The following is a 24,401-nucleotide window of genomic DNA, read 5'->3' on the forward strand; positions in this document are numbered from 1 at the left end:
GCGGCCTGTGGGACGGCATCGCCGCCGAGGATCGGCAGACGGCGCGGAGGACGCTGTCGACGTACAGGTAGAGGCCGAGGCGCACGCCGCGCCACGGCCGGCCGCGGGCACCGGGCGCAGACGACGCGGGCCCGCAGAGGCGCCGCCCGCTCCCACCCCGCCTCCGGTGTCCGGACGTCCCCCCTTCCCGGGGCACACGTCCGCGCGTCCAGGTGCTGGTCCGGTGCGCGGCGGCCATCCCGAAGCGCGGGAGCCGGGCGGCGGTTGGGGCACGTCCGTGCCGCGGGTCGCGGGGCCGGTGGCGTCGGCGCGCGGACCTGAGCACGGGGCGACGGCCCCCGCCGATTCACCGCTGCCGGGGCCGCGGCCGCGGCGGGAGACTCCGGCCCAGGAGGCTTCGGTCCAGGAAACTCCGGTTCAGGGGACTCCGGTTCACGGTCATCCGCGGCAGGAGTACATCGACGCGTTCGATGCCCCTACGGGGGTCCACGCGCCCGTGGGTGCCCACGCGGTCGCGGATGCCAGCGCTTCCGCGGGTGTCGCCGCTCCTGTCGCCACGGACCCGTACGCGCGCGTGAGCGAGTGGGACGCCGAGCCGCCCGCGCCGCCGGAGGACGGGGCGCCGGCCGGGACCGACGGCGGGCGGGAGAAGCGCGGCAGGGGCATGACCTTCACCGGCATCGCCGCCGCGGCCGTCACGACCGTGCTCGCCGTGGTCGTCGCCGGGCAGGTCGCCGACAGGGACGGCGGCTCCGCGCGTGACGCGCGGGCGCAGGCCGCCGAGGGCAGCCGTCCGCACGGCGGCTCCGCCTCGCGCACGGACCAGCGGGCCGTCCCGAAGGAGACGGCGCCCGCCGCCCCGGTGACGTACGGGCAGAAGATGGCCAAGAAGTACCCGCTCGCGACGGACCTGAAGGCCTCCGGCGCGTTCGCGGCGGTCCCCGGATCCGACAAGGCGCCGGGCAGCGGGCAGAAGTTCCGCTACCGCGTCGACGTGGAGAAGGGGCTCGGGCTCGACGGGTCGCTGTTCGCGCAGGCGGTGCAGAAGACCCTGAACGACAAGCGGAGTTGGGCCCACGACAGCGCCCGCACCTTCGAGCGCGTCTCCTCCGGGAAGCCGGACTTCGTGATCACGCTCGCGAGCCCGGGCACGACGGCCGACTGGTGCGCGAAGTCGGGCCTCGACACGACGGAGGACAACGTGTCGTGCGACTCCGCCGCGACCGACCGCGTGATGATCAACGCGTACCGGTGGGCCCAGGGTTCGAAGACGTACGACAAGGTCCTCGGCGACAACGCCATCTACCCGTACCGGCAGATGCTGATCAACCACGAGGTCGGGCACCGGCTCGGCTTCAATCACGTGACCTGCTCGCAGGACGGCGCGCTCGCGCCGGTCATGCAGCAGCAGACCAAGTTCCTGACGTCCGACGGGATCACGTGCAAGCCCAACCCCTGGGCCTTTCCCAAGGGTTGACGCTACGTAGCTATCCGTAGCCGTTTGATCTCATAGCGCGACCAAACGTCGCGCGTGCGGGAAAGTTACGCCCGTTCACCCCTTTTGGTGGCGTGATGGACAACCGTCCATCACGCCACCGGCATGTCCGCATACGTTCGTCCCGCTGCGAGCCGCCAATCCAACGGCGGCTCCCTGTAAGGGAGATCGGGGGTGTACGCGTGCGCATCGGAATGCTTACCGAGGGTGGTTATCCGTATGTGAACGGTGAGGCCAGACTCTGGTGCGACCGGCTTGTGCGCGGGCTCGATCAGCACGAGTTCGACATCTACGCGCTCGCCACCAGCCAGGAGCAGGAGGGCGCGGGGTGGCTCGAACTGCCGCCTCAGGTCATGCGCGTGCGGACCGCTCCGATGTGGGCGGCGGCGCCCGGGAGCGAGAGCGGCGCACGCGACGGCGCGTTCGGGCGGCGGGCGCGGCGTCGGTTCGCCGCGCTGTACCGGGAGCTGGTCGAGGCCGTGGTCTCGGCCGACGCGACCTCCGATGACATGGGAGCGAGCGAGGCGGACCGTTTCGCCAAAGCGTTGTACGGGCTCGCCGAACTCGCCCGCGACGAGGGCGCCCTTGGTATCTCCCTGCGCTCCGAGGCCGCCGTACGCATCCTGGAGCGCGCCTGCCGCGCGCCCGGCGCACTCCGTGCGGTGCGCGCGGCCCGCGTGCCCGATCTGCTCTCCTTCGCCGCGCATGTGGAGCGCGAGCTGCGGCCGCTGTCGCTGGACTGGTACGAGGACGGGTCCGGGTTCGGTGCGGCTTCGGGGTACGGGGTGGGGACGGGAGCGGGAGCGGGCGCCGGTGCGACGTCGGAGGCGGCGGCGTCGGGGGCTTCGGCTTTGTCGTCGGGTGGCCCGGGGGCGACGTCGGGCGCCTCGGGTGCTTCTGCATCGGCTTCTTCGGCTTCTTCAGCCTCTTCCGTTTCTTCTTCAGGGTTCCCCACGGGGCTGTCCGGAGGGGGCGGGCTCGCGTCCGTCGACCTCTGCCACGCGGCCTCCGGTGGCGCGGCCGCTCTGCCCGGTCTTATCGCCAAGCACTTCTACGGGGTGCCGCTGCTCGTCACGGAGTACGGGGTGCAGCTCAGGGCCCGGTACATCGCCGCGGGCGACGCCGAGTTGAGCGCGCCGGTGCGCGCGCTCCTCGCCGCGTTCCACGGCCGACTCGCCGCCGAGGTCTACCGGCAGGCCACCGTGATCACGCCCGGCAACGCGCACGCGCGGCGCTGGCAGGAGCGGTGCGGCGCCGACCGCGCGAAGCTGCGCACCATTCACCCCGGCATGGAGGCCGGCCACTTCGCCGCGGTGGGCGAGCGGGAGGGGCCGGGCGACCCGGACACCCTCGTCTGGGTCGGGCGCGTCGACCCCTCCAAGGACCTGATCTCGCTGCTGCACGCGTTCTCGGAGATCCGCAAGGAGGAGCCGAGGGCCCGGTTGCGCATCGTGGGGGTGCCTGAGGCCGGGGCGGTCGCGGGGGCCGGAGCGGGCGCCGCCGCGGGTGCGGGCCTTGTGGACGGCGGTGGATGGCCGGCCGACGGGTTCGTCTCCGCGAGGGCGTCCGCCGGGCCCGGCGGCGTGGCCGAGGCCTCGGACCCCGCGGCGGACCGCGAGGCGGCCCTGTATCTCGGGCACTGCAAGGCCCTCGCCGCGCAGCTCTTCCCCGACGAGGCGGAGGGGATCCACGCCGTGGGCGAGAACCCCGTCTCCTTCGAGGAGTTGGGGTCCCCCGAGGCCCCCGACCTCGCCGATGTCTACGGTTCCTGCGGTGTCGTCGTCCTCTCCAGCGTCGTCGAAGGCTTCCCGGTCAGCCTGGTCGAGGCCATGTTCTGCGGGCGCGCGACGGTGTCCACGGACGCGGGCGCCGTCGTCGAGGTGATCGGCGGCACGGGGCTCGTGGTGCCGCCGCGCAATCCGCGCGCGCTCGCCGAGGCGTGCGTGGCGCTGCTGCGCGACCCCGCGCGGCGCGAACGGCTCGGCGCGGCGGCGCGGGCGCGCGCCCTGGAGCTGTTCACCGTCGAACAGAACGTCACGGCATTTCACAGCATTTACCTGGAGATCGTCTCGCGCTGCCCGGTACGCCGGGAGGTCGTCGACGACGCGGGCGACCCCCTGCCGTTCGCGTACCCGCCGGAGGCCCATGTGCCGGGCCGCTGGACCACGCAGAGCACGGGGGACCGGGGCGGCGCATGGCTGGCCGGGCGCTCGGGCGGGGCGGCAGGCACCAGTTGGGGAGCCGACGGCGGCGAGCGGGAGCAGTTGGCCGGGATGACGCAGGGCAGCGGGGAGGCGGACGGATGACCGGGCGGATCAGCGAACGCACGAGTGAGCGCGCCGCGTTCGGCGACACCGGGACCGGGGGCGACGCCGATGCGCCCCGGGTGCCGGTGAGCGCCGGAGCATGGGGCGCCGGGTCGGCGGAGGCGCTGGGCACGCGCGGCGGCGAGGCGACCGGCGACGTGGCCGCCACGGAACAGGCCGACCTGGGTGACCTGGGCGATCTGGGTGATCTGGACGTGGGGCTGTTGGGCGATCCAGCGGCGTGGCGGTCGTCGGTCCTTGAGGGCGGTGCCCGTGATGTGAGCCCCGCCGACGTGGAGCCGATGGAGCCGAGCGGCGCTGAGTCCAGCGATGTGGAGCCGGGTGGCATGGGGTCCAGCAGTGGCGAAGTCCGCAGCTCGGATTCCCGTGACGCGGGGTCCCATGAGGCGGATTCTCGTGAGGCGGGGTCCCGTGGCGCGGTCTCTCGTGGCGCGGATTCTCGTGGCGCGGATTCTCGTGGCGCGGTCTCCCGTGGCGCGGATTCGCGTGACGCGGACTCTCGTGACGCCGACTCCCATGCCCCGGTCTCCCGTGGCGCCGACTCCCATGACCCGGACACCCGTCCTGAGGGCCAAGGTGACGACGACTTCCGTACGGAGGCGGACCACCGTGCCGATGTCGCGCGGATCGTCGGTCCGCGCGGTGCGGAGTCGCAGGAGGTCGAGCCCCGCGGCGCCAACTCCCGTCCCGCCCAACGCCGTTCCGGCGCCGACCCGGTCAAGGGGCTGATGCACCGGCACCGTGACCTGTGCGAGCGGGCCGTCGACCCGCTGGAGATCGCCGCGGGTCTCGAGGCTCACGGCGTCACCGACAGGACCGCCGCCCGCTTCCGCCACAAGGACGTGTTCTCGCTCGCCGAGGAGATGTACGCCCGCGCGTCGAGGGACGGCGGCCCGTACGAGCCCGTCGTCGAGGCCACCGCTCCCGCCACCGGCGTGCGCGGTCTGTGGGCCGGGCTCGCGTTGCTGCCGGGCGCCGCCTGCGCGCTCACGCTGTTCGGCCTCCACGCCACGACGGGCACCGTCCGCCTGGCCGTCGGCATCGTCGGTGTCCTCGCCGCCCTCGTCGCCCTGCGCGCGACGCTGCGCCACGGGCCGCTGCGTGCCGTCGACGGCCCCTCCGCCCCCTCGGCCCGGCTCTGGTCCTGCTGGCTGCTCGCGTACGCGCTCCTCGGGGACGGACTCCTCGACGCCGCGCTCGCGGGCGGGCCCGACGAGCCCTGGGCCCCGGCGGTCGCGCCACTGGCCGCGCTCGCCGTCGCGGTGGCGCCGGCCACCTGGTGCGCCCAGCTCTTCTCGGGCGGAGCGCGACGCCGCCTCGCCACGAGCCGCGGACTCGCCGAATTCGCCTCCTCCGTCCGCCCGTTGCTCCTCGGGGCCGTGGCCCTGTTCGCGCTCGCCCTCGTCGCACTCCTCGTGCTGGCCGGCGCCGTACTCGACGAGAAGGTGGACTACGCCGGAGCGGGCGCCCTCGGCGTATTGCTCCTGCTCGCCCGCCTCCTCACCGCGCACCGCCGCACACACGCACCCGCGCTCGCACTGGGCGCCGCCGTCGCCTTCGAAGTGCTGGCCGTCGCCACGGTCTTCGCCGCACGCCTCCCCGGCTGCGACGTCCTGGGCCTGCCCGTCGAGACCGCCGTCGACGCCGTCGGCGCGGGTGTCGTCCCGGCGGTCGCCTGCGCCGTCGCCGCCCTCGTCCTCCTCGTGCACGCCACCCGCACCCTGACCCGGGCCTCCGCCCACGCGAACGCCGACGACCCGATCGGCTGGGCACCGTGACCGCCACCGCCGCTCCCGTCGAGCGCGCCGCGCCACCGCGGCCGGCCCTCGCCACATGACCAGCACCACCCACCTCCCGCGGGGCCGACACCGCGGGCCCATCCGAAGACCCAGGGCAACCCCCATAAGGAGAACGCCAGATGACCACCCCTCCTCCCGGAGGCGCCGGATACGCCGGATACTCCGGACCGCACGGGCAGCGCGGAATCCTCGACCGGCGCGTCCCGCGCGCAGCGCGCGGCGCCCTCGGAGCGCTCCGAGGGACCGGAGCGCGAGCCCTGGGAGGCACCCGATGAGGGTTCTGCTGATCGGAGCCAACGGGTATCTGGGCCGCTTCGTCGCCGACCGCCTGCTGGCCGACCCCGCCGTGCAGCTGACCACACTCGGCCGGGGCGACGACGCCGACGTCCGCTTCGACCTCGCCACCGGCAGCCCGGGAGCACTCACCCGCTTCCTGGACGCCGTCCACCCGGGAGTGGTCATCAACTGCGCCGGCGCCACCCGCGGCGGCGCCCGCGAACTCACCCGGCACAACACCGTGGCCGTCGCCACCGTCTGCGAGGCCCTTCGGCGCAGCGGCTGCGGCGCCCGCCTCGTGCAGATCGGCTGCGGCGCCGAGTACGGGCCCTCGCAGCCCGGCTCGTCCACCGCGGAGGACGCGGTGCCCAGGCCAGGCGGCCCGTACGGCGTCAGCAAGCTCGCCGCCACCGAACTCGTCCTCGGCTCCGGCCTCGACGCCGTCGTCCTGCGCGTCTTCTCGCCCGCGGGGCCCGGCACCCCGGCCGGATCCCCGCTCGGCCGGCTCGCCGAGGCGATGCGCCGCGCGATGCAGGCCGGCGACGGGGAACTGAAGCTGGGCGGCCTCGGCGCACAGCGCGACTTCATCGACGTACGGGATGTGGCGCGCGCCGTGCACGCCGCGTCGCTCTCCGCCGCGCAGGGCGTCATCAACATCGGCTCGGGCCGCGCCGTGCGTCTGCGTGACGCCGCCGCCGTGCTCGCCCGCGTCGCCGGTTTCGGCGGATCCCTCCACGAACTCGACGGCCCGGCCGTCGGGATGCGGCCATCCGTCGGCCACCCCCGCACCGAATCGGACCACGGGATGCCACCCGTGCCGACCGCGTATCCGTACCCCGACGGCTGCGGCAGCTGGCAGCAGGCCGACGTGCGCACGGCCCGCGACCGGCTCGGCTGGCGTCCCCGCATCAACCTCGAAGAGTCCCTCGCCGACATCTGGATGGAGGCGGCATGCCGTATCTGACCCCGACCGCGACCGGCCTGTCGAGCACCGACGTACGACTGGGCTTCGGTGTCCCCGGTTTCGCGCACCCCCTCGTCGCACCCGCGGAGTGGGCCGAACTCACCCGCCCCGCAACGCCTTTGCACTGGGTTGTACTGAATGTTGCGAATGGTCCGGGTTCCCGCCCCGACCAGCACTGCCTGGAGGCGGCGGGCCGGCTTCGGCGGGCCGGGGTGCGTGTCCTTGGTCACTTGGACCTGGCCTACGGTGCCCGCGCCTTCGGTGAACTCGTCTCCGACGCCCACCGCTTCCTCGACTGGTACCAGGTGGACGGCTTCTACTTCGACCGCTGCCCCACCGAGCGGGCCGCGCTCCCCGAGGTCCGGCGCGCCACCACGACCCTGCGCGCCCTCGTCGACGACGCGCACATCGTGTTCAACCACGGCACCCACCCGTACCCCGGTTACGCCGAGAGCGCCGACCAGTTGGTGACCTTCTCCGGACCCTGGAGCGACTATCGCTGGTCCCAGGTCGCCGAGTGGACCGCCGACTATCCGCACGAGCGGTTCTGTCACTTCGTCCACGGGATGCCCCTCGGCCATCTCGAGGAGGCGCTGCGCATCGCGCGCTGGCAGGGCGCGGGCACGATCTACTTCACCGATCGCACGGACCGGGACGGCTCGACCGACCCGTGGGAGGCGATGCCCGGTTACTGGGACGAAATCGTCTCGCGCATCGGACGCGGTGTCTCGGAATGAAGGAGGGCGTGGCAGTGTTACAGACGGAACAACCGTACGTAGATACCGACCAACGGAGTCCCCGTGTCGCTGCCACCCCTGGTCGAGCCAGCTGCTGAGCTCACCGTAGACGAGGTCCGCAGGTACTCCCGCCACCTGATCATCCCGGATGTCGGGATGGACGGGCAGAAGCGGCTGAAGAACGCCAAGGTGCTCTGTGTGGGCGCCGGTGGCCTTGGCTCGCCGGCCCTGATGTACCTGGCCGCCGCCGGCGTGGGCACGCTCGGCATCGTGGAGTTCGACGAGGTCGACGAGTCGAACCTGCAGCGCCAGATCATCCACAGCCAGGCCGACATCGGCCGGTCCAAGGCGGAGTCCGCGAAGGACTCGGTCCTCGGCATCAACCCGTACGTGAACGTGATCCTTCACGAGGAGCGGCTCGAGGCCGACAACGTGATGGACATGTTCAGCCAGTACGACCTGATCGTCGACGGCACGGACAACTTCGCGACGCGCTACCTCGTCAACGACGCGTGCGTGCTGCTCAACAAGCCCTACGTGTGGGGTTCCATCTACCGCTTCGACGGCCAGGCCTCGGTCTTCTGGTCCGAGCACGGGCCGTGCTACCGCTGCCTGTACCCGGAGCCCCCGCCCCCCGGCATGGTCCCGTCCTGCGCCGAGGGCGGTGTCCTGGGTGTGCTGTGCGCGTCCATCGGCTCCATCCAGGTCACCGAGGCGATCAAGGTCCTGGCCGGCGTGGGTGACCCGCTGGTCGGCCGTCTGATGATCTACGACGCCCTCGAGATGCAGTACCGCCAGGTCAAGGTCCGCAAGGACCCCGACTGCGCGGTCTGCGGGCCGAACGCCACCGTCACCGAGCTCATCGACTACGAGGCCTTCTGCGGCGTCGTGTCCGACGAGGCGCAGGAGGCGGCCGCCGGTTCCACGATCACTCCGAAGCAGCTCAAGGAGTGGATCGACGACGGCGAGAGCATCGAGATCATCGACGTCCGCGAGCCGAACGAGTACGAGATCGTCTCCATCCCGGGCGCCAAGCTGATCCCGAAGGGCGAGTTCCTGATGGGCACGGCCCTCCAGGACATGCCGCAGGACAAGAAGATCGTCTTGCATTGCAAGACGGGTGTCCGCAGTGCGGAAGTCCTCGCCGTACTGAAGTCCGCGGGCTTCGCGGACGCCGTGCACGTCGGCGGCGGCGTCATCGGCTGGGTCAACCAGATCGAGCCGGACAAGCCGGTCTACTGAGCCTCGGCTCAGCCGCTGTGAGCTGATCGGACGGGCCTCGCGCACGACGCGCGAGGCCCGTCCGTCGTATCGGGGCGGACGCTCGCCGTCAGGAGCACACCTTGCCGTCGCGCGGTATTCGCCCCTCCAGGAGATACGCGTCGACCGCCGAGTCCACGCAGGCGCTGCCGGAGCCGTACGCCCCGTGCCCCTCGCCCTTCCACGTCAGCTCGACGCCGACGCCCTTGCCCAGCTCGTCGGCCATGCGGCGGGCCCCTTCGTAGGGAGTCGCCGGGTCGCCGGTGTTGCCCACGACGAGAACGGGCGCCGCTCCTCGCGCGCTCACATCCGGGTCGTCCCACTGGCCGGGCACCGGCCAGTCATGGCACCAGCCCGCCGTGTCCCAGCCCATGTACGACCCGAACACGGGCGAGATCTCCCGGAATTTCGCGAGCCGCTCCTTCGTCTCCCGCACGGTGGGCCGCACCTTGTCGTCGAGGCAGGAGATCGCCCGCTGGGAGTGGCTCGCCGTGCCGTAACGCCCGCTCGCGTCACGGTCGTTGTACGAGTCGGCCAGTGAGAGCAGGGTGCTGCCGTCGCCCCGCTCCGCGTCCCGCAGACCTCGTGTCAGGGCGGGCCAGCTGTTCTTGCTGTACAGAGTGACCGCGATGCCTGTCGTCGCGAGCGATTCGTTCAACTCCCGTCCGCCCGGGACGGACAGAGGTTTCCCGTCGAGCTTCTTGAGGAGTGCGGCGATCTCTCGCGCTCCCTCCCGGGGGTCCTTGCCGCGTGACCTGAAGTAGTTCTCGAGGGCCCGCTGGAAGCCGCGGGCCTGGTTCTCTGCCTGCTCAATGCGTCCCGCGGTCGGATCGACCACGGCGTCCAAGGTGAGGCGTCCGACCTTGTCGGGGAACAAGTGGGCGTAGATTCCGCCCAGTTCGGTGCCGTAGGAGACGCCCATGTAGTGCAGCTTTTTGTCCCCGAGAGCCTGACGCATCAGGTCCATGTCGCGCGCGGCCTCGGTGGTCGACACATGGGCGAGCAGTGCGCCGGCCTGCTCGCTGCAGCCCTTGCCGAACGCGATGGCGTCCCGGAGGTACGCGGCCTCCTCCGCTTTGGTGTCCGGGGTGAGGTCGACGGACTCGGCCGCCCGCGTCTCCTTGTCGCTGCGACAGCGCAGCCCGCGGCTCGCCGAGACGCCGCGCGGGTCGAAGCTCACCAGGTCGTACCGTTCACGCAGCTTCGAGTACTGCGGCGCGAAGGCCGGCAGCAGGTCGACTCCGGAGCCGCCGGGGCCGCCGAAGTTGAAGAGCAGGGATCCGATCCGCCCGTCCTCGTCCCCTCGCGCCTTGGTGCGGATGAGGGCGAGGTCGATCGTGGGACCGGACGGATCGGCGTAGTCGAGTGGCGCCTTGAGCGTCGCGCACTGCCAGTCGGAGCCGGGCGCGGGCGAGCCCGCGTGCGCCCGGCAGCGGCCCCAGTCGAGGCGCTGGTCGGTGAGCGACGAGGGGAGAGTGGGGGAGCCGCCGTCGCCCGGCGCCGCGCCGCCGGAGCGTGAGGCGGATGCCGGAGGCGACGTCGGATCGCCTCCGCCGGCGTCCCCGCCCGAGCCGCTGCAGCCCGCGATCGGCCCGGCCGTCAGCACGACGGCCGCGGCCAGGGCCAGCGCGCGGGCCCCCATCTTCCGGTGTGTGCGTGCGCCCGCGGGCGCACGCGAATCCTGTGCCGCCATGGCACCTCCCCCCTCAACTGCCCCCGTTCGAAAGACAGTCAGGCCATGGTAGGAGCGTCCGCTGGCCTCCGACTCGGCCTGTGGACAACTCCGGGATCACTTGCAGACCGTTCCCTCGTTCGGGGGCTTCCCCGTGAGGAGGTAGGTGTTCACGGCGCCGTGCACGCACTTGTTTCCGCTGTCGTAGGCCCCGTGACCCTCGCCGTCGTACGTCAACTCGACGCCCACGCCCTTGCCGAGCGCGCCGACCATCTTCTTCGCCCCCTCGTACGGGGTGGCCGGGTCGCCGGTGTTGCCGACGACGAGGATCGGGTCGGAGCCGGGCGCGCTGACGTCCGGGTGCTCGGCGGCCCCGTCGACGGCCCAGCCGGAGCAGTTGAGCATGCCCCAGGCCAGATAGTCGCCGAACATCGGGGACGCCTCGCGGAACTCCGGCAGCTTCGCCTCTACGTCCTTCGCCGAGTAGCGGGGCTTGTCGTCGGCGCAGTTGATGGCGATGTTCGCGGCCTGGATATTGCTGTACTTGCCGTCCTCGTTGCGCCCGTTCATCGAGTCCGACAACGCCATGAGGATCTTGCCGTCGCCGTTGTAGGCCTGCTGGAGGCCCTCGGTCAGGTACTCCCAGAAGTCCTGCGAGTACAGGGCCTGCGCGACCCCGTTGGTCGCCGCGGTCTGCGTGAGGTCGCGCGGGAAGATGCCCGGGATCGGCTTCTCCTCGAGTTCGTCGAACAGCTTGGCGATCTTGGTCTTGACGTCCTGCGGGGTGTCCCCGACGGGGCAGTCCTCGGCCTGCGACGTGCAGTGCTTCGCGTAGTTGTCGAGGGCGAGCTGGAAGCCCTTCGCCTGGCCGAGCGCGCCCTCCTCCGGGTCCTGTGTGGGGTCGACGACGCCGTCGAACACGGCGCGGCCCATCTTCTTGGGGAACAAGTGGGCATAGACGCCACCCAGTTCGGTGCCGTACGAGATGCCGAAGTAGTGCAGCTTCTCGTCGCCGAGGACCTGGCGCATGAGGTCCATGTCGCGGGCCGCGTCCGTGGTGCGCACGTGCGGGAGGACCTTGTCGGAGTTCTTCTCGCACGTGCCGTTGAACGTCCTGATGTTGTCGACGAGCTTCTTCTGCTCCGCAGTGTCGTCCGGTGTCGAGTCCTGCTGGAAGTACTCGTCGAGCTGCTTGTCGTCCTCGCATTCGACGCCCGCGCTGCGACCCACTCCGCGCGGGTCGAAGCTGACGAGGTCGTAGCGGGTGCGCAACTTCGCGTACTCGGAGCCGAAGGCGGGGAGGGTGGTGACCCCGGAGCCGCCGGGGCCGCCGAAGTTGAAGATCAGCGAGCCGATGCGCTTGTCCTGGCTGCCGCTCGCCTTGGCGCGGATCAGCGCCAGGTCGATCGTTTCGCCCTTGGGGTCGCTCCAGTCGAGTGGCGCCTTCATGGTGGCGCACTGCCACTCGGCTCCGCCGGGAAGCGGGGAAGGCGCGTCGCCGCCGCCCTGGGACTCCGCGGGTGCGGGACAGTCCTTCCAGCTCAGCTCCTGGGACGAAAGATCCACGTCGTCGTCCGTGTCGCTGCTGCACGCCGCGAGCGACACGGACAGCAGGGTGGCGGCGGTCAGGGCAGCGGTACGGGACCAGGACGGATTGGGCATGCGTCCATCCTGCGGCGGCGGGGTGCGGGGCGCTCGGGCTGCGGGCTGTGCGAGTGAGGTCGTCGCCGCCCGAAGGATGCCCAAGTCGCCTAGAGAGCGCCCTTCCTTGTCAGGTGGTTGAAGAACAGCCATCCGGGGAGGACGGGGAGCCACAGGGTGAGCAGCCGGTACAGCAGCACCGCGGGCGCCGCCACCTCCTTGGGCAGGCCGACCGCGATCAGGCCCACCGTCAGGGTCGCCTCGACGGCGCCCACGCCACCCGGTGTCGGGGCGGCCGAGCCCAGCGCGTTACCGGCCAGGAAGACCACCGCGACGCTGGCCAGGCTGATCGTGGTCTGGGTCTCGTCCCCGAAGGCGCGGATCGAGGCGTCCAGGCACATCACGAAGCAGGCGGTCAGCAGCAGCATGCCGCCGATGCCGGTGAGCAGCTTCCGGGGCCGCTGCAGCACATCGAGCATGCGGGGCACGACACCGGCGAAAAGTGAGCGCACGCGCGTGACGACGAATTTCCGCAGGAACGGAATCGACGTCACTACGAGGACGAGCACAGCGACGGTCAGCAGACCGGCGATGACCGTGCGGGACGGCGACAGGGAGGGCGTCTTCTCGGTCCCTGTCAGGTAACCGAAGGTCAGCAGCAGCAGGATGTGGCTGCCCATGCCGAACAACTGAGAGGCGCCCACACTCGCCACGGCGAGCCCCGGACGCACCCCCGCACGCTGCAGAAAGCGCGTGTTGAGCGCCACTCCGCCGACCGCCGCCGGCGCCACGATCTTCACGAAGGACCCGGCGACCTGTGCCGCGACGGCCCGCATGAAGGGGACGCGTTCCGGCACGAAGCCGAGCAGGCTCATCGCGGCCGCTACGTAGCTGAGCGCGGAGAACAGCACCGCGAGGCCGACCCAGCCCCACTCGGCCTCGCCGACGATCGCCCCGAAGTCGATGTGGGTGAGCTGCGACAGCAGGAAGTACGCGCCGATCGCACCGGCGATGAAACTGATCAGCGTGCGCGGTCTGATGCGTTCCAGGCGGGCCGGTTCGACGGGTGCCTGCGGCCGGATGCGCAGCACCTGGTGGCGGATCTGGGTCAGCAGATCCTCCTCGCGGGCCTCTTCCAGGGCCTCGTCGAGGGCCCGCTTCTCGGCCTGCCGTTCCGCCTTCTCGGACTTCTTCTCGGCGCGTACGGACACCTTGCCGGCGTCGGTGGCCGCGGCCTCGTCGATGCGCGTCTGCTTGGCCTTGCTGGACGCCTCCAGGACGGCTTCGCGCTCGCGCTGGGCACGCTCACGTCCGAGCCTGCGCAGCGTCGCCCTGGTGGAGCGGGTGAGCGCGATCGGCTGGAGCAGCGGTAGACAGTCGGCGACGGTGTCCGGGCCGAGGACCCCCACGGCGGACGCGACCGTGCGCTCGGCGCCCGCCCGCAGGCCGAGCGTCGTGAGCAGCTGCGCGATGTCCATGCGGAGCACCAGGTCGCCCGCGGCGATCTCACCGCCGCGCAGATCCGTGAGGACCACGGTGCCGGAACGATCCACCAGAATCGCGTCACCGGCCAGCCTGCGATGCGCGATCCGCCGTGACTGGAGCGCCTGGACCTGGTGCCAGGTGTCGCGCATCAGCTCGTCGGTGATCTCCTCGTCCGGCAGCGAGTCCAGGGACCGGCCGCCGACGTGCTCGTAGACGAGCATGACGGCGTCGGGGCCGAGCTCGGAGGTCGCGATCAGCTTCGGCGCGTTCGCCCCGGCGGCGATCGCCGCATAGGCGAGCAGCGCCTCCTGTTCCAGGGCCTGGCGCAGCGACTGGAGGCTGCGGCGCTGCGTGATGCCGCGCAGCGTCAGACGCCGCCACACGCGGTAGAAGAAGCCCTGTGCCTGCTGCTCCCGGTCCACCACGGTGACGTCGAGCGGCGGGCCGTCCTCCAGGGTGACGAAGTAGCGCCGCCCCCGGTCGCCGTTCTCCGTGGTGCCCTCCTGGGCTTCCTCACGGGACGCGTTGACGGGGTGGAAGCCGACGTGGCGCAGGCCGGCCAGGAGCGTCTGCCCTGTGGGGCGCACGTTCGGGGAGCCGACGGCGTACAGCGTTCCGTAGGCGACGGTCCAGCCGATGAGGACTGTCAGGATGATCGAGAACGGTGTCGTGTAGCCGGTGACCAGCATCGCGAAGGCGTCGAGCAGCAGCACCACCCACAGCACGACGCGCCACCGTGGTCGCCGGGACATGCCGACGGCGGTCATATAGGCGATGACGGGCGCCAAGTAGCCGTGCACCGGGTCGGTCAGCGCGTGGATGTCGCTGGGCGACACCGTGGTGAGCGCTTCCTTGATGGACTGCGGGGCGGCCTTGGCGACCCAGAGATCCGTCGCGAGCGTCACGCCGTGCGCGAGGACGGCGGCGAGCACTCCGTCCGCGATCCGCAGGCCGTCGCGTTTGACGAGCCGCTCGATGGCGAACGCGACCGGGACCAGCAGGATGGCGATGCTCGACGCGAGGCCCGCGAACTTGGTCAGGAGGTCGGGCGCCTGGCCGGTGCCCTTGTCGATGTCCTGCGCGAAGCCCGAGGTCGTGCCGTGCGCGAACGCCGCGATGGCCAGCAGCACGACGACGGCGAGCAGGCCGACGAGGAGCCGCATGAGGTCGGAGGGGCGGTGCACGCGCGCGGGGAGCAGCGGTTCGTCGCCGTCGACCTGCTCCGTGTGCGCGTCACCGTCGGCACAGTCGGGGTCGTGCAACGGTTGCTCGTGCTTCGTTTCGGCGGCCTGTCGGCCGTCGTCGTCAGGGCGCGCCGGTGCCACAGAGGTGCCCTCCGCCTTGTCGGGGTGCACGCTCTGCTGCTCCGTGGTCTCTTCTTGATCTCGTATCACCAGTCACCGCCCGCACGATGGTGGCATGCCGCACCGTCATAGGGGGGCATCAGGGTGCATTCGAGAAGGCGGGAGTCCTCGGCCGGCGTCGCGGTCCGCGTCTGTGGGGCCCGCCTCTCGTACGTCCGCCCGCACTGTCGGTGCCGTGCGGCAGGATGGGCCGGATGAGCAAGGAGAGCGAACCGGCGGGAGAGCTTCCCGCGTACGCGGAGCGGGTCCTGGACGTCGCGGAGCTGATCCCGCGCGGCCGGGTCATGACGTACGGGGACGTGGCCGAATGGCTCGAGGAGGGCGGCCCCCGCCAGGTGGGGAGGGTGATGGCCCTCTACGGAGGCGCGGTTCCGTGGTGGCGTGTGGTGCGGGCGGACGGACAGTTCCTGCCGGGGAGCGAACTGCGCGCGCTCGAGCACTACAGGGAGGAGAGCACACCCCTGCGTGAGGCGTCCCGGGCCGCCGAGGGGCACGTGCCACGCCTCGACATGAAGCGCGCGCGGTGGGACGGCCGGGCGGGTACGGAAGCTCACAATTGACAGCTTCGGCCATCCCGCGCGCGGGTGGGGGGCCGGTGACCCGTATGGGGGAAACGGGGCATGCGGGGCACTTCGGCGCTCCCGTGTCCGTTGGTGAGACCGGGCACATCCGCGCCCGCAGGAGTGCGGGAGGGGCGCCGGAAGCCCGGCTTCCGCCACACTCGACGGCGTAGCGTCGACGGCACCGTCGATGGCAGACACCTCCTTCAACCCTTGGCCACCGCTTCGCGCGGGCGGCTCTTCGACCACCAGCACACCCACCAGGACCAGCGATCCACGTGAGCTCCTCCTCGTCCACCCGGCACCTGTCGCAGCACCAGGTTCGACAGGGGCTCCCCGGTGCGTACCGACTGGTGCGTACCCGGCCGGCTCCGGTGGACCCCCCTCGTCTGGACGCACATCAGCGTGCGGTGGTTGACCATGCCCACGGGCCGCTCCTCGTCCTGGCCGGTCCCGGGACGGGCAAGTCCACGACGCTCGTGGAGGCCGTCTCGGCGCGCATCGCCAAGGGCACCGATCCCGCACGCATCCTGGTGCTCACGTTCAGCCGCAAGGCCGCGGTCGAACTGCGCGACCGCATGGCACAGCGCATCGGGGCGGCGCGCGCTCCACAGGCGACGACGTTCCACTCGTTCTGTTACGCCCTGGTCCGCGCCCACCAGGACGCGGATCTCTTCGTGGAGCCCCTGCGCCTCCTTTCGGGTCCCGAGCAGGACGTCGCCGTACGGGAGATGCTCGCGGGGCAGATCGACCTGGAGCAGGCGGGGCTCGCGCATGTGCGCTGGCCGGACGAGCTGCGCGCGTGCCTCACCACGCGGGGCTTCGCCGACGAGGTGCGCGCGGTCCTCGCCCGGAGCCGTGAGCTGGGTCTGGGGCCTGCCGCCCTGGACGCGTTCGCGCGCCGCATCGGCCGCCCGGACTGGCGGGCGGCCGCCACGTTCCTCGCCGAGTACCTGGACGTCCTCGACGCGCAGGGCGTGCTCGACTACGCGGAGCTGGTGCATCGCGCCGTCCTCCTCGCGCACCGCACGGAGGTCGCGGAGCGGCTCGCCACGCAGTACGACGCCGTGTTCGTCGACGAGTACCAGGACACCGACCCGGCCCAGGTGCGGCTGCTGCACGCGCTCGCGGGCGGGGGGCGCACGCTGGTCGCGTTCGGCGATCCGGACCAGTCGATCTACGCGTTCCGGGGCGCGGACGTGAACGGCATCCTGGAATTCCGCGGAGACTTCCCGCAGGCGGACGGCGCCCCCGCACCGGTCGAGGTGCTCACCACCTCCCGGCGTTCCGGTGCCCGTCTCCTGGAGGCGACGCGCCGCATCACCCAGCGGATGCCCCTGACCCGGCTGCCCGCGCACAAGGTGCGGGCCCACCGTGAGCTGTCGCCCGTGCGCGACGGGGGCAGGGCCGAGGTCTACACGTATCCGACGTCCGGTACGGAGCTCGACAACATCGCGGACATCCTGCGGCGTGCCCATTTGGAGGACGGCATCCCGTGGAGCGACATGGCTGTCCTGGTGCGTGCCGGCGGGCGCAGCATTCCGGGGGTGCGGCGCGCGCTCACGGCGGCCGGCGTTCCCCTCGACATCGACGGCGACGACCTGCCGCTGCGCCACGAACCGGCGGTGATGCCGCTGCTGACGGCCCTCAAGGTGGCGGCCCGAACCGAGACCGCCGACACTTCGGACGCGCAGGACGCGCAGGACGCGCAGGACGCGCAGGACGCGCAGGACGCGCAGGACGCGCAGGACGCGCAGGACGCGCAGGACGCGCAGGACGGTCCGGTCGCTTTGGAAGGCGAGCCGCGGATCGACACCGAGACGGCGCTCGAACTCCTGGCCTCGCCGCTCGCCGGTATGGACGCGGCCGATCTGCGCCGCCTGGGGCGCGCCCTGCGCGAGGAGGAGCGCGCGGCCGGGAACGCGCTGCCGCCGCCCTCGGACGAGTTGCTCGCGCGTGCCCTCGTCGAGCCCGAGCGGCTCGCTCTGCACGACCCCGCCTACGCGCGCGGGGCGCAGCGTCTCGGTGCGCTCCTCACGACGGCCCGCCAGAAGCTCGCCGACGGCGGCACCGCGGAGGAAGCCCTCTGGGAGCTGTGGAACGGCACTCCCTGGCCGACCCGGCTCGAGCGCGCCGCTCGCCGAGGCGGCGCGGCAGGGCGCAACGCGGACCGAGACCTGGACGCCGTCTGCGCCCTGTTCGCCGTCGCCTCGCGCGCGGAGGAGCGCACCGGCGGCCGTGGCGCCCGTAACTTCCTGGAGGAGCTGGAGGCCCAGGACTTCGCGGCCGACACCCTCGCCGGACGGGCCGTACGCCCCGACGCCGTGCGCCTGATGACCGCGCACCGCTCCAAGGGCCTGGAGTGGCGGCTCGTCGTCGTCGCGGGCGTCCAGGAAGGACTCTGGCCGGACCTGCGGCGCCGCGGCTCGCTCCTGGAGGCGGACCGCATCGGTCGCGACGGCCTCGCCGAACCCCTCACCCCCGGAGCGCTGCTGGCGGAGGAACGACGCCTCTTCTACGTCGCCGCCACGCGCGCGAAGGAGCGGCTCGTCGTCACCGCGGTGAAGGCCCCCGCGGACGACGGCGACCAGCCGTCCCGGTTCCTCACCGAGCTGGGCGTGGAGCCCAAGGACGTCACCGGGCGCCCGCGCCGCCCGCTGGCGGTCGCCGCGCTCGTCGCCGAACTGCGCTCCACAACGGTCGACCCGCGCGTCTCCGAAGGGCTGCGCGAGGCTGCCGCGCGCCGCCTCGCCCAGCTCGCCGCGCTCAGTGACGACGACGGCAGACCGCTCGTGCCGTCCGCCCACCCCTACCGCTGGTGGGGCATGTACGAGCCGACCGAGAGCAAGGTCCCGCTGCGCGACCGGGACAACCCCGTGGTCCTCTCCGGAAGCGCCCTCGACCAGCTGGCCAACACCTGTGCCCTGCAGTGGTTCCTCGGCCGCGAGGTGAAGGCCGACGCCCCCGCCACCGCGGCCCAGGGCTTCGGCAACGTCGTGCACGTCCTGGCCGACGAGGTCGCCTCCGGGCGCACACCCGCCGACCTCGCCGTCCTCATGGAGCGCCTGGATTCCGTGTGGGACTCGCTGGCCTTCGACGCGCCCTGGAAGTCGGCCCAGGAGAAGGAGAACGCCCGCGCCGCGCTCGAGCGCTTCCTGCGGTGGCACGTCATGGACCGGACGAGCCGCACCCCCGTCGCCAGCGAGCACGACTTCGACGTGACGCTCGAAGCGGGCTCCTACGAAGTGCGCATCCGCGGCTCCATGGACCGCGTGGAGCGCGACGACGAGGGCCGCGCCTACGTGGTCGACTTCAAGACCGGCAAGCAGGCGCCGAGCGCCGCGGACGTCGCCCGCCATCCACAGCTCGCCGTGTACCAGCTCGCGGTGCACGAGGGCGCGGTCGACGAGGTCTTCGACGGAGTTCGGCCGCACCCCGGTGGGGCCGAACTGGTGCAGCTTCGGCAGGGCGCCGCCAAGAAGGACGGCGGCGAGGCCCTGCCGAAGGTGCAGGCGCAAGAGCCGCTCGAAGGGGAATGGGTCGGCGATCTCCTCGCCACCGCGGCCGGCAAGGTCCTCGACGAGCGCTTCGTGCCGACCACCGGACAGCACTGCACGCACTGCGCCTTCCGCGCCTCGTGCAGCGCGCGCACGGAGGGCAAACACGTGGTCGAGTGACGTGCGCCTCCACTGAGCCGGAACAGGACGGCGCTGTCAGTGGTGCCGGTTAGCCTCGATGAGGTGACCACGCGCCTCACCGACCCCGAGCAGCTCAAAGAGCTGCTCGGCATCCCGTTCACCCCGGAGCAGACGGCCTGCATCACCGCGCCGCCCGCCCCGCAGGTGATCGTGGCCGGAGCGGGCTCCGGGAAGACGACGGTGATGGCCGCGCGCGTGGTCTGGCTGGTCGGCACCGGTCAGGTCGCCCCCGAGCAGGTCCTCGGCCTGACGTTCACCAACAAGGCGGCGGGCGAGCTGTCCGAGCGCGTCCGCAAGGCCCTGGTCAAGGCGGGCGTCACCGACCCCGACACCATCGACCCGGACAACCCTTCCCCAAGCTCTCAACTTCGTTCGAGCAGGGGAGACCCCATCGGCGAGCCCGTGATCTCCACGTACCACGCCTTCGCGGGCCGGCTCCTGACCGACCACGGCCTGCGCCTCGGGCTCGAACCCACCACACGGCTGCTCGCCGACGCCACCCGCTTCCAGCTCGCCGCGCGCGTGCTGCGCGAAGCGCCCGGCCCGTATCCCGCCCTCACGCGCTCCTTCGCCGACCTGGTCAGCGATCTGCTCACCCTGGACGGCGAGCTGGCGGAACACCTCGTACAACCAGGCAAGCTGCGCGCGTACGACCAGGAGCTGCTGCGCGCCCTCGAAGGCGTCAAGCTCAGCAACGCGGACCTGCGGAAGGTGCCCGAGGCCGCCGCCGCGCGCCTGGAGCTGGCCGAACTCGTGGGCCACTACAGGGCGGCCAAGCGCTCGCGCGACCTCCTCGACTTCGGCGACCAGATCGCCCTGTCGGCGACGCTCGCCGACACGCGGCCCGAGGTCGGCGAGATCCTGCGCGACGAATTCCGCGTGGTCCTGCTCGACGAGTACCAGGACACCTCCGTGGCCCAGCGGATCCTGCTCGCGGGCCTCTTCGGCGGGGGCACGGGCCACGCCGTGACCGCGGTCGGAGACCCCTGCCAGGCGATCTACGGATGGCGCGGCGCCTCCGTCGCCAACCTCGACGACTTCCCGCGCCACTTCGCGTACGCGGACGGGCGCCCGGCCACCCGTTTCGCGCTCAGCGAGAACCGGCGCAGCGGTGGCCGCCTGCTCGACCTCGCCAACGGGCTCGCCGAGCCGCTCAGGGCGATGCACGCGGGCGTGGAGGCCCTGCGCCCCGCCCCCGGGGCCGAGCGGGACGGCGTCGTGCGCTGCGCCCTCCTGAGCACGCACAGCGAGGAGATCGACTGGCTCGCCGACTCCATCGGCCACCTCGTCGCCACGGGGACGCCTCCCGGCGAGATCGCCGTGCTGTGCCGCACCGCGACCGACTTCGCCGAGATCCAGGGCGCCCTGGTCGCCCGCGACATCCCGGTCGAAGTGGTCGGCCTCTCCGGCCTGTTGCACCTCCCGGAGATCGCCGACCTGGTCGCCATGTGCGAGGTCCTCCAGGACCCCGGCGCCAATGCCGCCCTCGTGCGGCTGCTGACCGGCCCGCGCTGGCGCATCGGCCCGCGCGACCTCGCTCTCCTCGGGCGCCGGGCACGCTATTTGGTCTCCCACGCGCGCGGGGGAGAGGACGACGACCCGGACCGGCGCCTGGCCGCCGCCGTCGAGGGGGTCGACCCTTCCGAGGTGATATCGCTGGCGGACGCGCTCGACACGTTCCTGGAGACCTCGGCCGAGAACGCGGAGGACGACGACGGGCTGCCGTTCTCCCCGGACGCGCGCGTGCGCTTCGCCCGGCTCGCCACCGAACTGCGCGAGCTGCGCCGCTCGTTGTCCGACCCCCTCATGGACGTGCTGCACCGCGTCCTCGCGGTCACCGGCCTGGAGGTCGAACTCTCCGCGTCCCCGCACGCGTTGGCGGCCCGGCGGCGCGAGACGCTGTCCAACTTCCTCGACATCGCCGCGTCCTTCGCGGCCAACGACGGCTCCGCGACGCTGCTCGCCTTCCTCGGATTCCTGCGCACCGCGGCGCAGTACGAGAAGGGCCTCGACAACGCGCTGCCCGGTGGCGAGGACACCGTGAAGGTGCTCACCGCCCACAAGTCCAAGGGCCTCGAATGGGACGTCGTCGCCGTCCCCGGCCTCGTCAACGGCACGTTCCCGAGCACCCAGGGGCGCGAGAAGTGGACGGCACAGGCCAAGGTCCTGCCCCACGAACTGCGCGGTGACGGCGCCACATTGCCCGACATCGAGACGTGGGACGCCAAGGGCATGAAGGCCTTCCACGCCGACATGAAGGACCACCAGCACACCGAGGAACTGCGCCTGGGATACGTCACGTTCACGCGCCCGCGCTCCCTGCTGCTCGGTTCCGGGCACTGGTGGGGCCCGTCCCAGAAGCGCACACGTGGACCGTCGGACTTCCTCGAGGCCCTGTACGAGCACTGCGCCGCGGGGTACGGCGAGATCGAGGCCTGGGCGGACGAACCGGCAGAGGACGAGGAGAACCCGGCCCTCCAGGAGAACGCGGTCGAGCACGCCTGGCCGCTGCCGCTGGACGAGGAGGCACGCGCGCGCCGCCGGGCCGCCGCCCACACGGTCCTGGCGCACCTGGAGCGCGCGACAGGGCCGGAGACCGCCCACCCCCACACGGAGACCCACCCCGCCGTCCTCGACGAGCCGCCCTTCGAGGACCCCGACTGGCCACCGCCGCCCGAGGACGACGAACCGCCCTACGACCCTTACGAGGACGGCTACGTTCCGGACGAGGGCGCTCGCGACCCTTACGAAGGCGACCACGCTCCTGACGAAGGCGACCGCGACCCGTACGAGGACGCCGCGTTCCCGGCCGGTGCCGACGCGCGCGCGGCCGAGCCCGAGCGGGCGGCCCCGGTCGTGCCGCACCCCGCTCCTACCCCCGAGGCGGAGCTCACCCCGGAGGAGGCGCGCACCATCGCCTCCTGGGACCGCGACCTCGAGGCACTGAGCAGCGAGCTGTTGCGCGCCCGCGCGGCCGTGCGCGACGTTCCCGTCCCGCACACGCTCACCGCGTCCCAGCTCCTTCGGATGGCCGCGGACCCGGACGCCTTCGCCCAGGAACTGGCCCGCCCCATGCCTCAGCCGCCCCAGCCGGCGGCCCGCAGGGGCACCCGGTTCCACGCCTGGATCGAGTCGCGCTTCGAAGAGCTCCGGCTGCCCATGCTCGACCCGGAGGAGCTGCCCGGCAGCGATGCCGAGATCGCGGACGAGCGGGACCTGGAGGAGCTCAAGGAGGCCTTCGAGCGCACCCCGTACGCCCACCGCGCCCCCTACCGGGTGGAGACGTCCTTCCAGCTGGCCATCGCGGGCCGCGTCGTCCGCGGCCGTATCGACGCCGTCTACAAGGAGGGCGACGGGGACGACGCGACGTACGAGATCGTGGACTGGAAGACGGCCCACCGGAAGTCCGCCGACCCGCTCCAGCTGGCCGTCTACCGGCTCGCCTGGGCCGAGCAGCAGGGCGTGCCCCTGGAGGCGGTGAGCGCCGCGTTCCTGTACGTACGCACCGGAGAGACGGTCCGGCCGCGTCGGCTGCCCGGCCGGGAGGAGCTGGAGCGGCTCCTGCTGGAGGACCCGCAGGAGCCGGTGGAGCCCGTGGAGGAACCGCCGGACGAACACGTTCGGGCGGGCGGATAGGCTCGTGACCATGAGCAAGCCCGTTGACACTGCCGTCAGCACAGTCCGTGCGTACATCGAGAACCAGCGCGAGGCGTTCCTCGAGGACCTCGCCGCGTGGCTGCGGATCCCGTCCGTGTCCGCCCAGCCCGACCACGCACCGGATGTGCGGCGCAGCGCCGACTGGCTCGCCGCGAAGCTCGCCGAGACGGGCTTCCCGACCACCGAGGTGTGGGAGACGCCCGGCGCCCCCGCCGTGTTCGCCGAGTGGCCCTCCGGCGACCCCGAGGCCCCCACCGTCCTCGTCTACGGGCACCACGACGTACAGCCCGCCGCCCGCGAGGACGGCTGGGACACCGACCCCTTCGAGCCGGTCGTCGTCGGAAAGCGTCTCCACGCGCGCGGGGCGGCCGACGACAAGGGACAGGTCTTCTTCCACACCCTTGGCGTGCGCGCCCACCTGGCCGCGACCGGCCGCACCGCGCCCGCCGTCAACCTCAAGCTCCTCGTCGAGGGTGAGGAGGAGTCGGGCTCCCCGCACTTCCGCGCCCTCGTGGAAGAGCGCAAGGAGCGCCTGACCGCGGACGCCGTGATCGTCTCCGACACCGGCATGTGGTCCGAGGACACTCCCACGGTGTGCACCGGCATGCGCGGCCTCGCCGACTGCGAGATCGAGCTGTACGGGCCCGACCAGGACATCCACTCCGGCTCGTTCGGCGGCGCCGTCCCGAACCCGGCGACCGCCGCGGCCCGCCTCGTGGCCGCGCTGCACGACGAGCACGCGCGCGTGGCCGTCCCCGGCTTCTACGACGGCATCGTGGAGCTCACCGACCGGGAGCGCGAGCTCTTCGCGGAGCTCCCGTTCGACGAGGAGCAGTGGCTGCGCACGGCGAAGTCCCGCGCCACCCACGGAGAGGCCGGGCACAGCACCCTGGAGCGCATCTGGGCCCGCCCCACCGCGGAGGTCAACGGCATCGGCGGTGGCTACCAGGGCCCCGGCGGCAAGACGATCGTGCCGTCCTCCGCGATGCTCAAGCTCTCCTTCCGCCTGGTCGCAGGCCAGGACCCGGACCACATCGAGAAGGCCGTCACCGCCTGGGTCGCCGAGCAGCTGCCCGCGGGGATCCGCCACACGGTCACCTTCGGGGCCGCCACCCGACCCTGCCTCACCCCGCTCGACCACCCGGCGCTGAAGTCCGTCGTACGCGCCATGGGACAGGCCTTCGAGCAGAAGATCCGCTTCACGCGCGAGGGCGGCTCGGGCCCCGCGGCCGACCTCCAGGACGTCCTGAACGCCCCGGTGCTCTTCCTCGGCATCTCCGTGCCGTCCGACGGCTGGCACGCGCCCAACGAGAAGGTCGAACTCGACCTCCTCATGAAGGGTGTCGAAACAACCGCCTACCTGTGGGGCGATCTCGCGGAGAGCTGGGCAGATGCACACTGATTGAGGCACCGCGCACCCGCCTCGTTGAACCGCCCGCCGAACCACCCATTCCACCGGGGGAGTT

Annotated in this window: 13 protein-coding genes; 10 read left to right on the top strand and 3 right to left on the bottom strand. The window is 72.3% G+C overall.

Features of this window, described 5'->3' with window-relative positions; translation table 11 throughout:
* The first annotated feature begins 7 nt into the window (after window positions 1–7).
* From ACZ7L4_RS23575 to moeZ, 6 genes are all read left to right on the top strand, one after another.
* Entirely contained in the window at window positions 8–1,477 is a 1,470-nt protein-coding gene (locus ACZ7L4_RS23575) for a DUF3152 domain-containing protein (RefSeq protein ID WP_472105240.1), read from the top strand.
* Between the two features lie 95 nt (window positions 1,478–1,572).
* Entirely contained in the window at window positions 1,573–3,801 is a 2,229-nt protein-coding gene (locus ACZ7L4_RS23580) for a DUF3492 domain-containing protein (RefSeq protein ID WP_472105242.1), read from the top strand.
* On the top strand, window positions 3,798–5,600 hold the full coding sequence (locus ACZ7L4_RS23585; protein ID WP_472105243.1) for a hypothetical protein: 1,803 nt from the start codon (window positions 3,798–3,800) through the stop codon (window positions 5,598–5,600). Before ACZ7L4_RS23580 ends, ACZ7L4_RS23585 begins: the two co-directional genes overlap by 4 nt.
* A gap of 292 nt (window positions 5,601–5,892) precedes the next feature.
* Window positions 5,893–6,861 (top strand): NAD-dependent epimerase/dehydratase family protein, encoded by a 969-nt coding sequence (locus tag ACZ7L4_RS23590; protein ID WP_472105245.1) that lies wholly within the window; start codon window positions 5,893–5,895, stop codon window positions 6,859–6,861.
* Window positions 6,849–7,598, top strand: coding sequence for a spherulation-specific family 4 protein (locus ACZ7L4_RS23595; RefSeq protein WP_472105247.1), 750 nt, complete (start codon window positions 6,849–6,851; stop codon window positions 7,596–7,598). The genes ACZ7L4_RS23590 and ACZ7L4_RS23595 overlap by 13 nt, the downstream gene beginning before the upstream one ends.
* 63 nt (window positions 7,599–7,661) lie before the next feature.
* On the top strand, window positions 7,662–8,840 hold the full coding sequence (gene moeZ / locus ACZ7L4_RS23600; protein ID WP_450811020.1) for an adenylyltransferase/sulfurtransferase MoeZ: 1,179 nt from the start codon (window positions 7,662–7,664) through the stop codon (window positions 8,838–8,840).
* A gap of 88 nt (window positions 8,841–8,928) precedes the next feature.
* Here moeZ and ACZ7L4_RS23605 read toward each other — a convergent pair whose 3' ends face one another.
* The 3 genes from ACZ7L4_RS23605 to ACZ7L4_RS23615 form a co-directional block, all read right to left on the bottom strand.
* Window positions 8,929–10,500: an alpha/beta hydrolase gene (locus ACZ7L4_RS23605; RefSeq protein ID WP_472105657.1), complete on the bottom strand. Its 1,572-nt coding sequence runs from the start codon at window positions 10,498–10,500 to the stop codon at window positions 8,929–8,931.
* A 147-nt stretch (window positions 10,501–10,647) separates the two neighbouring features.
* Window positions 10,648–12,192 (bottom strand): alpha/beta hydrolase, encoded by a 1,545-nt coding sequence (locus ACZ7L4_RS23610; protein ID WP_472105248.1) that lies wholly within the window; start codon window positions 12,190–12,192, stop codon window positions 10,648–10,650.
* Between the two features lie 89 nt (window positions 12,193–12,281).
* The gene (locus ACZ7L4_RS23615) at window positions 12,282–15,050 is read right to left on the bottom strand and encodes a lysylphosphatidylglycerol synthase transmembrane domain-containing protein (RefSeq protein ID WP_472105250.1); all 2,769 of its coding nucleotides are present in this window, start codon (window positions 15,048–15,050) and stop codon (window positions 12,282–12,284) included.
* 164 nt (window positions 15,051–15,214) lie between these two features.
* Here ACZ7L4_RS23615 and ACZ7L4_RS23620 point away from each other — a divergent pair, with 164 nt between their 5' ends.
* The 4 genes from ACZ7L4_RS23620 (at window position 15,215) to ACZ7L4_RS23635 (ending at window position 24,337) form a co-directional block, all read left to right on the top strand.
* Entirely contained in the window at window positions 15,215–15,580 is a 366-nt protein-coding gene (locus tag ACZ7L4_RS23620) for an MGMT family protein (protein ID WP_472105252.1), read from the top strand.
* A gap of 278 nt (window positions 15,581–15,858) precedes the next feature.
* Window positions 15,859–19,257, top strand: a complete 3,399-nt coding sequence (locus ACZ7L4_RS23625; protein ID WP_472105254.1) for an ATP-dependent helicase — start codon at window positions 15,859–15,861, stop codon at window positions 19,255–19,257.
* Between the two features lie 63 nt (window positions 19,258–19,320).
* The gene (locus tag ACZ7L4_RS23630) at window positions 19,321–22,914 is read left to right on the top strand and encodes an ATP-dependent DNA helicase (RefSeq protein WP_472105256.1); all 3,594 of its coding nucleotides are present in this window, start codon (window positions 19,321–19,323) and stop codon (window positions 22,912–22,914) included.
* Between the two features lie 10 nt (window positions 22,915–22,924).
* On the top strand, window positions 22,925–24,337 hold the full coding sequence (locus ACZ7L4_RS23635; protein WP_472105258.1) for a dipeptidase: 1,413 nt from the start codon (window positions 22,925–22,927) through the stop codon (window positions 24,335–24,337).
* Window positions 24,338–24,401: the final 64 nt, after the last annotated feature.

The sequence above is a fragment of the Streptomyces sp. NPDC107575 genome (assembly GCF_055657265.1).

Bases quoted from the DNA above. Each gene is read 5' to 3' on its own strand.
- ACZ7L4_RS23580 (WP_472105242.1), top strand. From the start codon at position 1,573: ATGGACAACCGTCCATCACGCCACCGGCATGTCCGCATACGTTCGTCC.
- ACZ7L4_RS23585 (WP_472105243.1), top strand. From the start codon at position 3,798: ATGACCGGGCGGATCAGCGAACGCACGAGTGAGCGCGCCGCGTTCGGC.
- ACZ7L4_RS23590 (WP_472105245.1), top strand. From the start codon at position 5,893: ATGAGGGTTCTGCTGATCGGAGCCAACGGGTATCTGGGCCGCTTCGTC.
- ACZ7L4_RS23595 (WP_472105247.1), top strand. From the start codon at position 6,849: ATGCCGTATCTGACCCCGACCGCGACCGGCCTGTCGAGCACCGACGTA.
- ACZ7L4_RS23605 (WP_472105657.1), bottom strand. From the start codon at position 10,500: ATGGGGGCCCGCGCGCTGGCCCTGGCCGCGGCCGTCGTGCTGACGGCC.
- ACZ7L4_RS23610 (WP_472105248.1), bottom strand. From the start codon at position 12,192: ATGCCCAATCCGTCCTGGTCCCGTACCGCTGCCCTGACCGCCGCCACC.
- ACZ7L4_RS23620 (WP_472105252.1), top strand. From the start codon at position 15,215: ATGAGCAAGGAGAGCGAACCGGCGGGAGAGCTTCCCGCGTACGCGGAG.
- ACZ7L4_RS23635 (WP_472105258.1), top strand. From the start codon at position 22,925: ATGAGCAAGCCCGTTGACACTGCCGTCAGCACAGTCCGTGCGTACATC.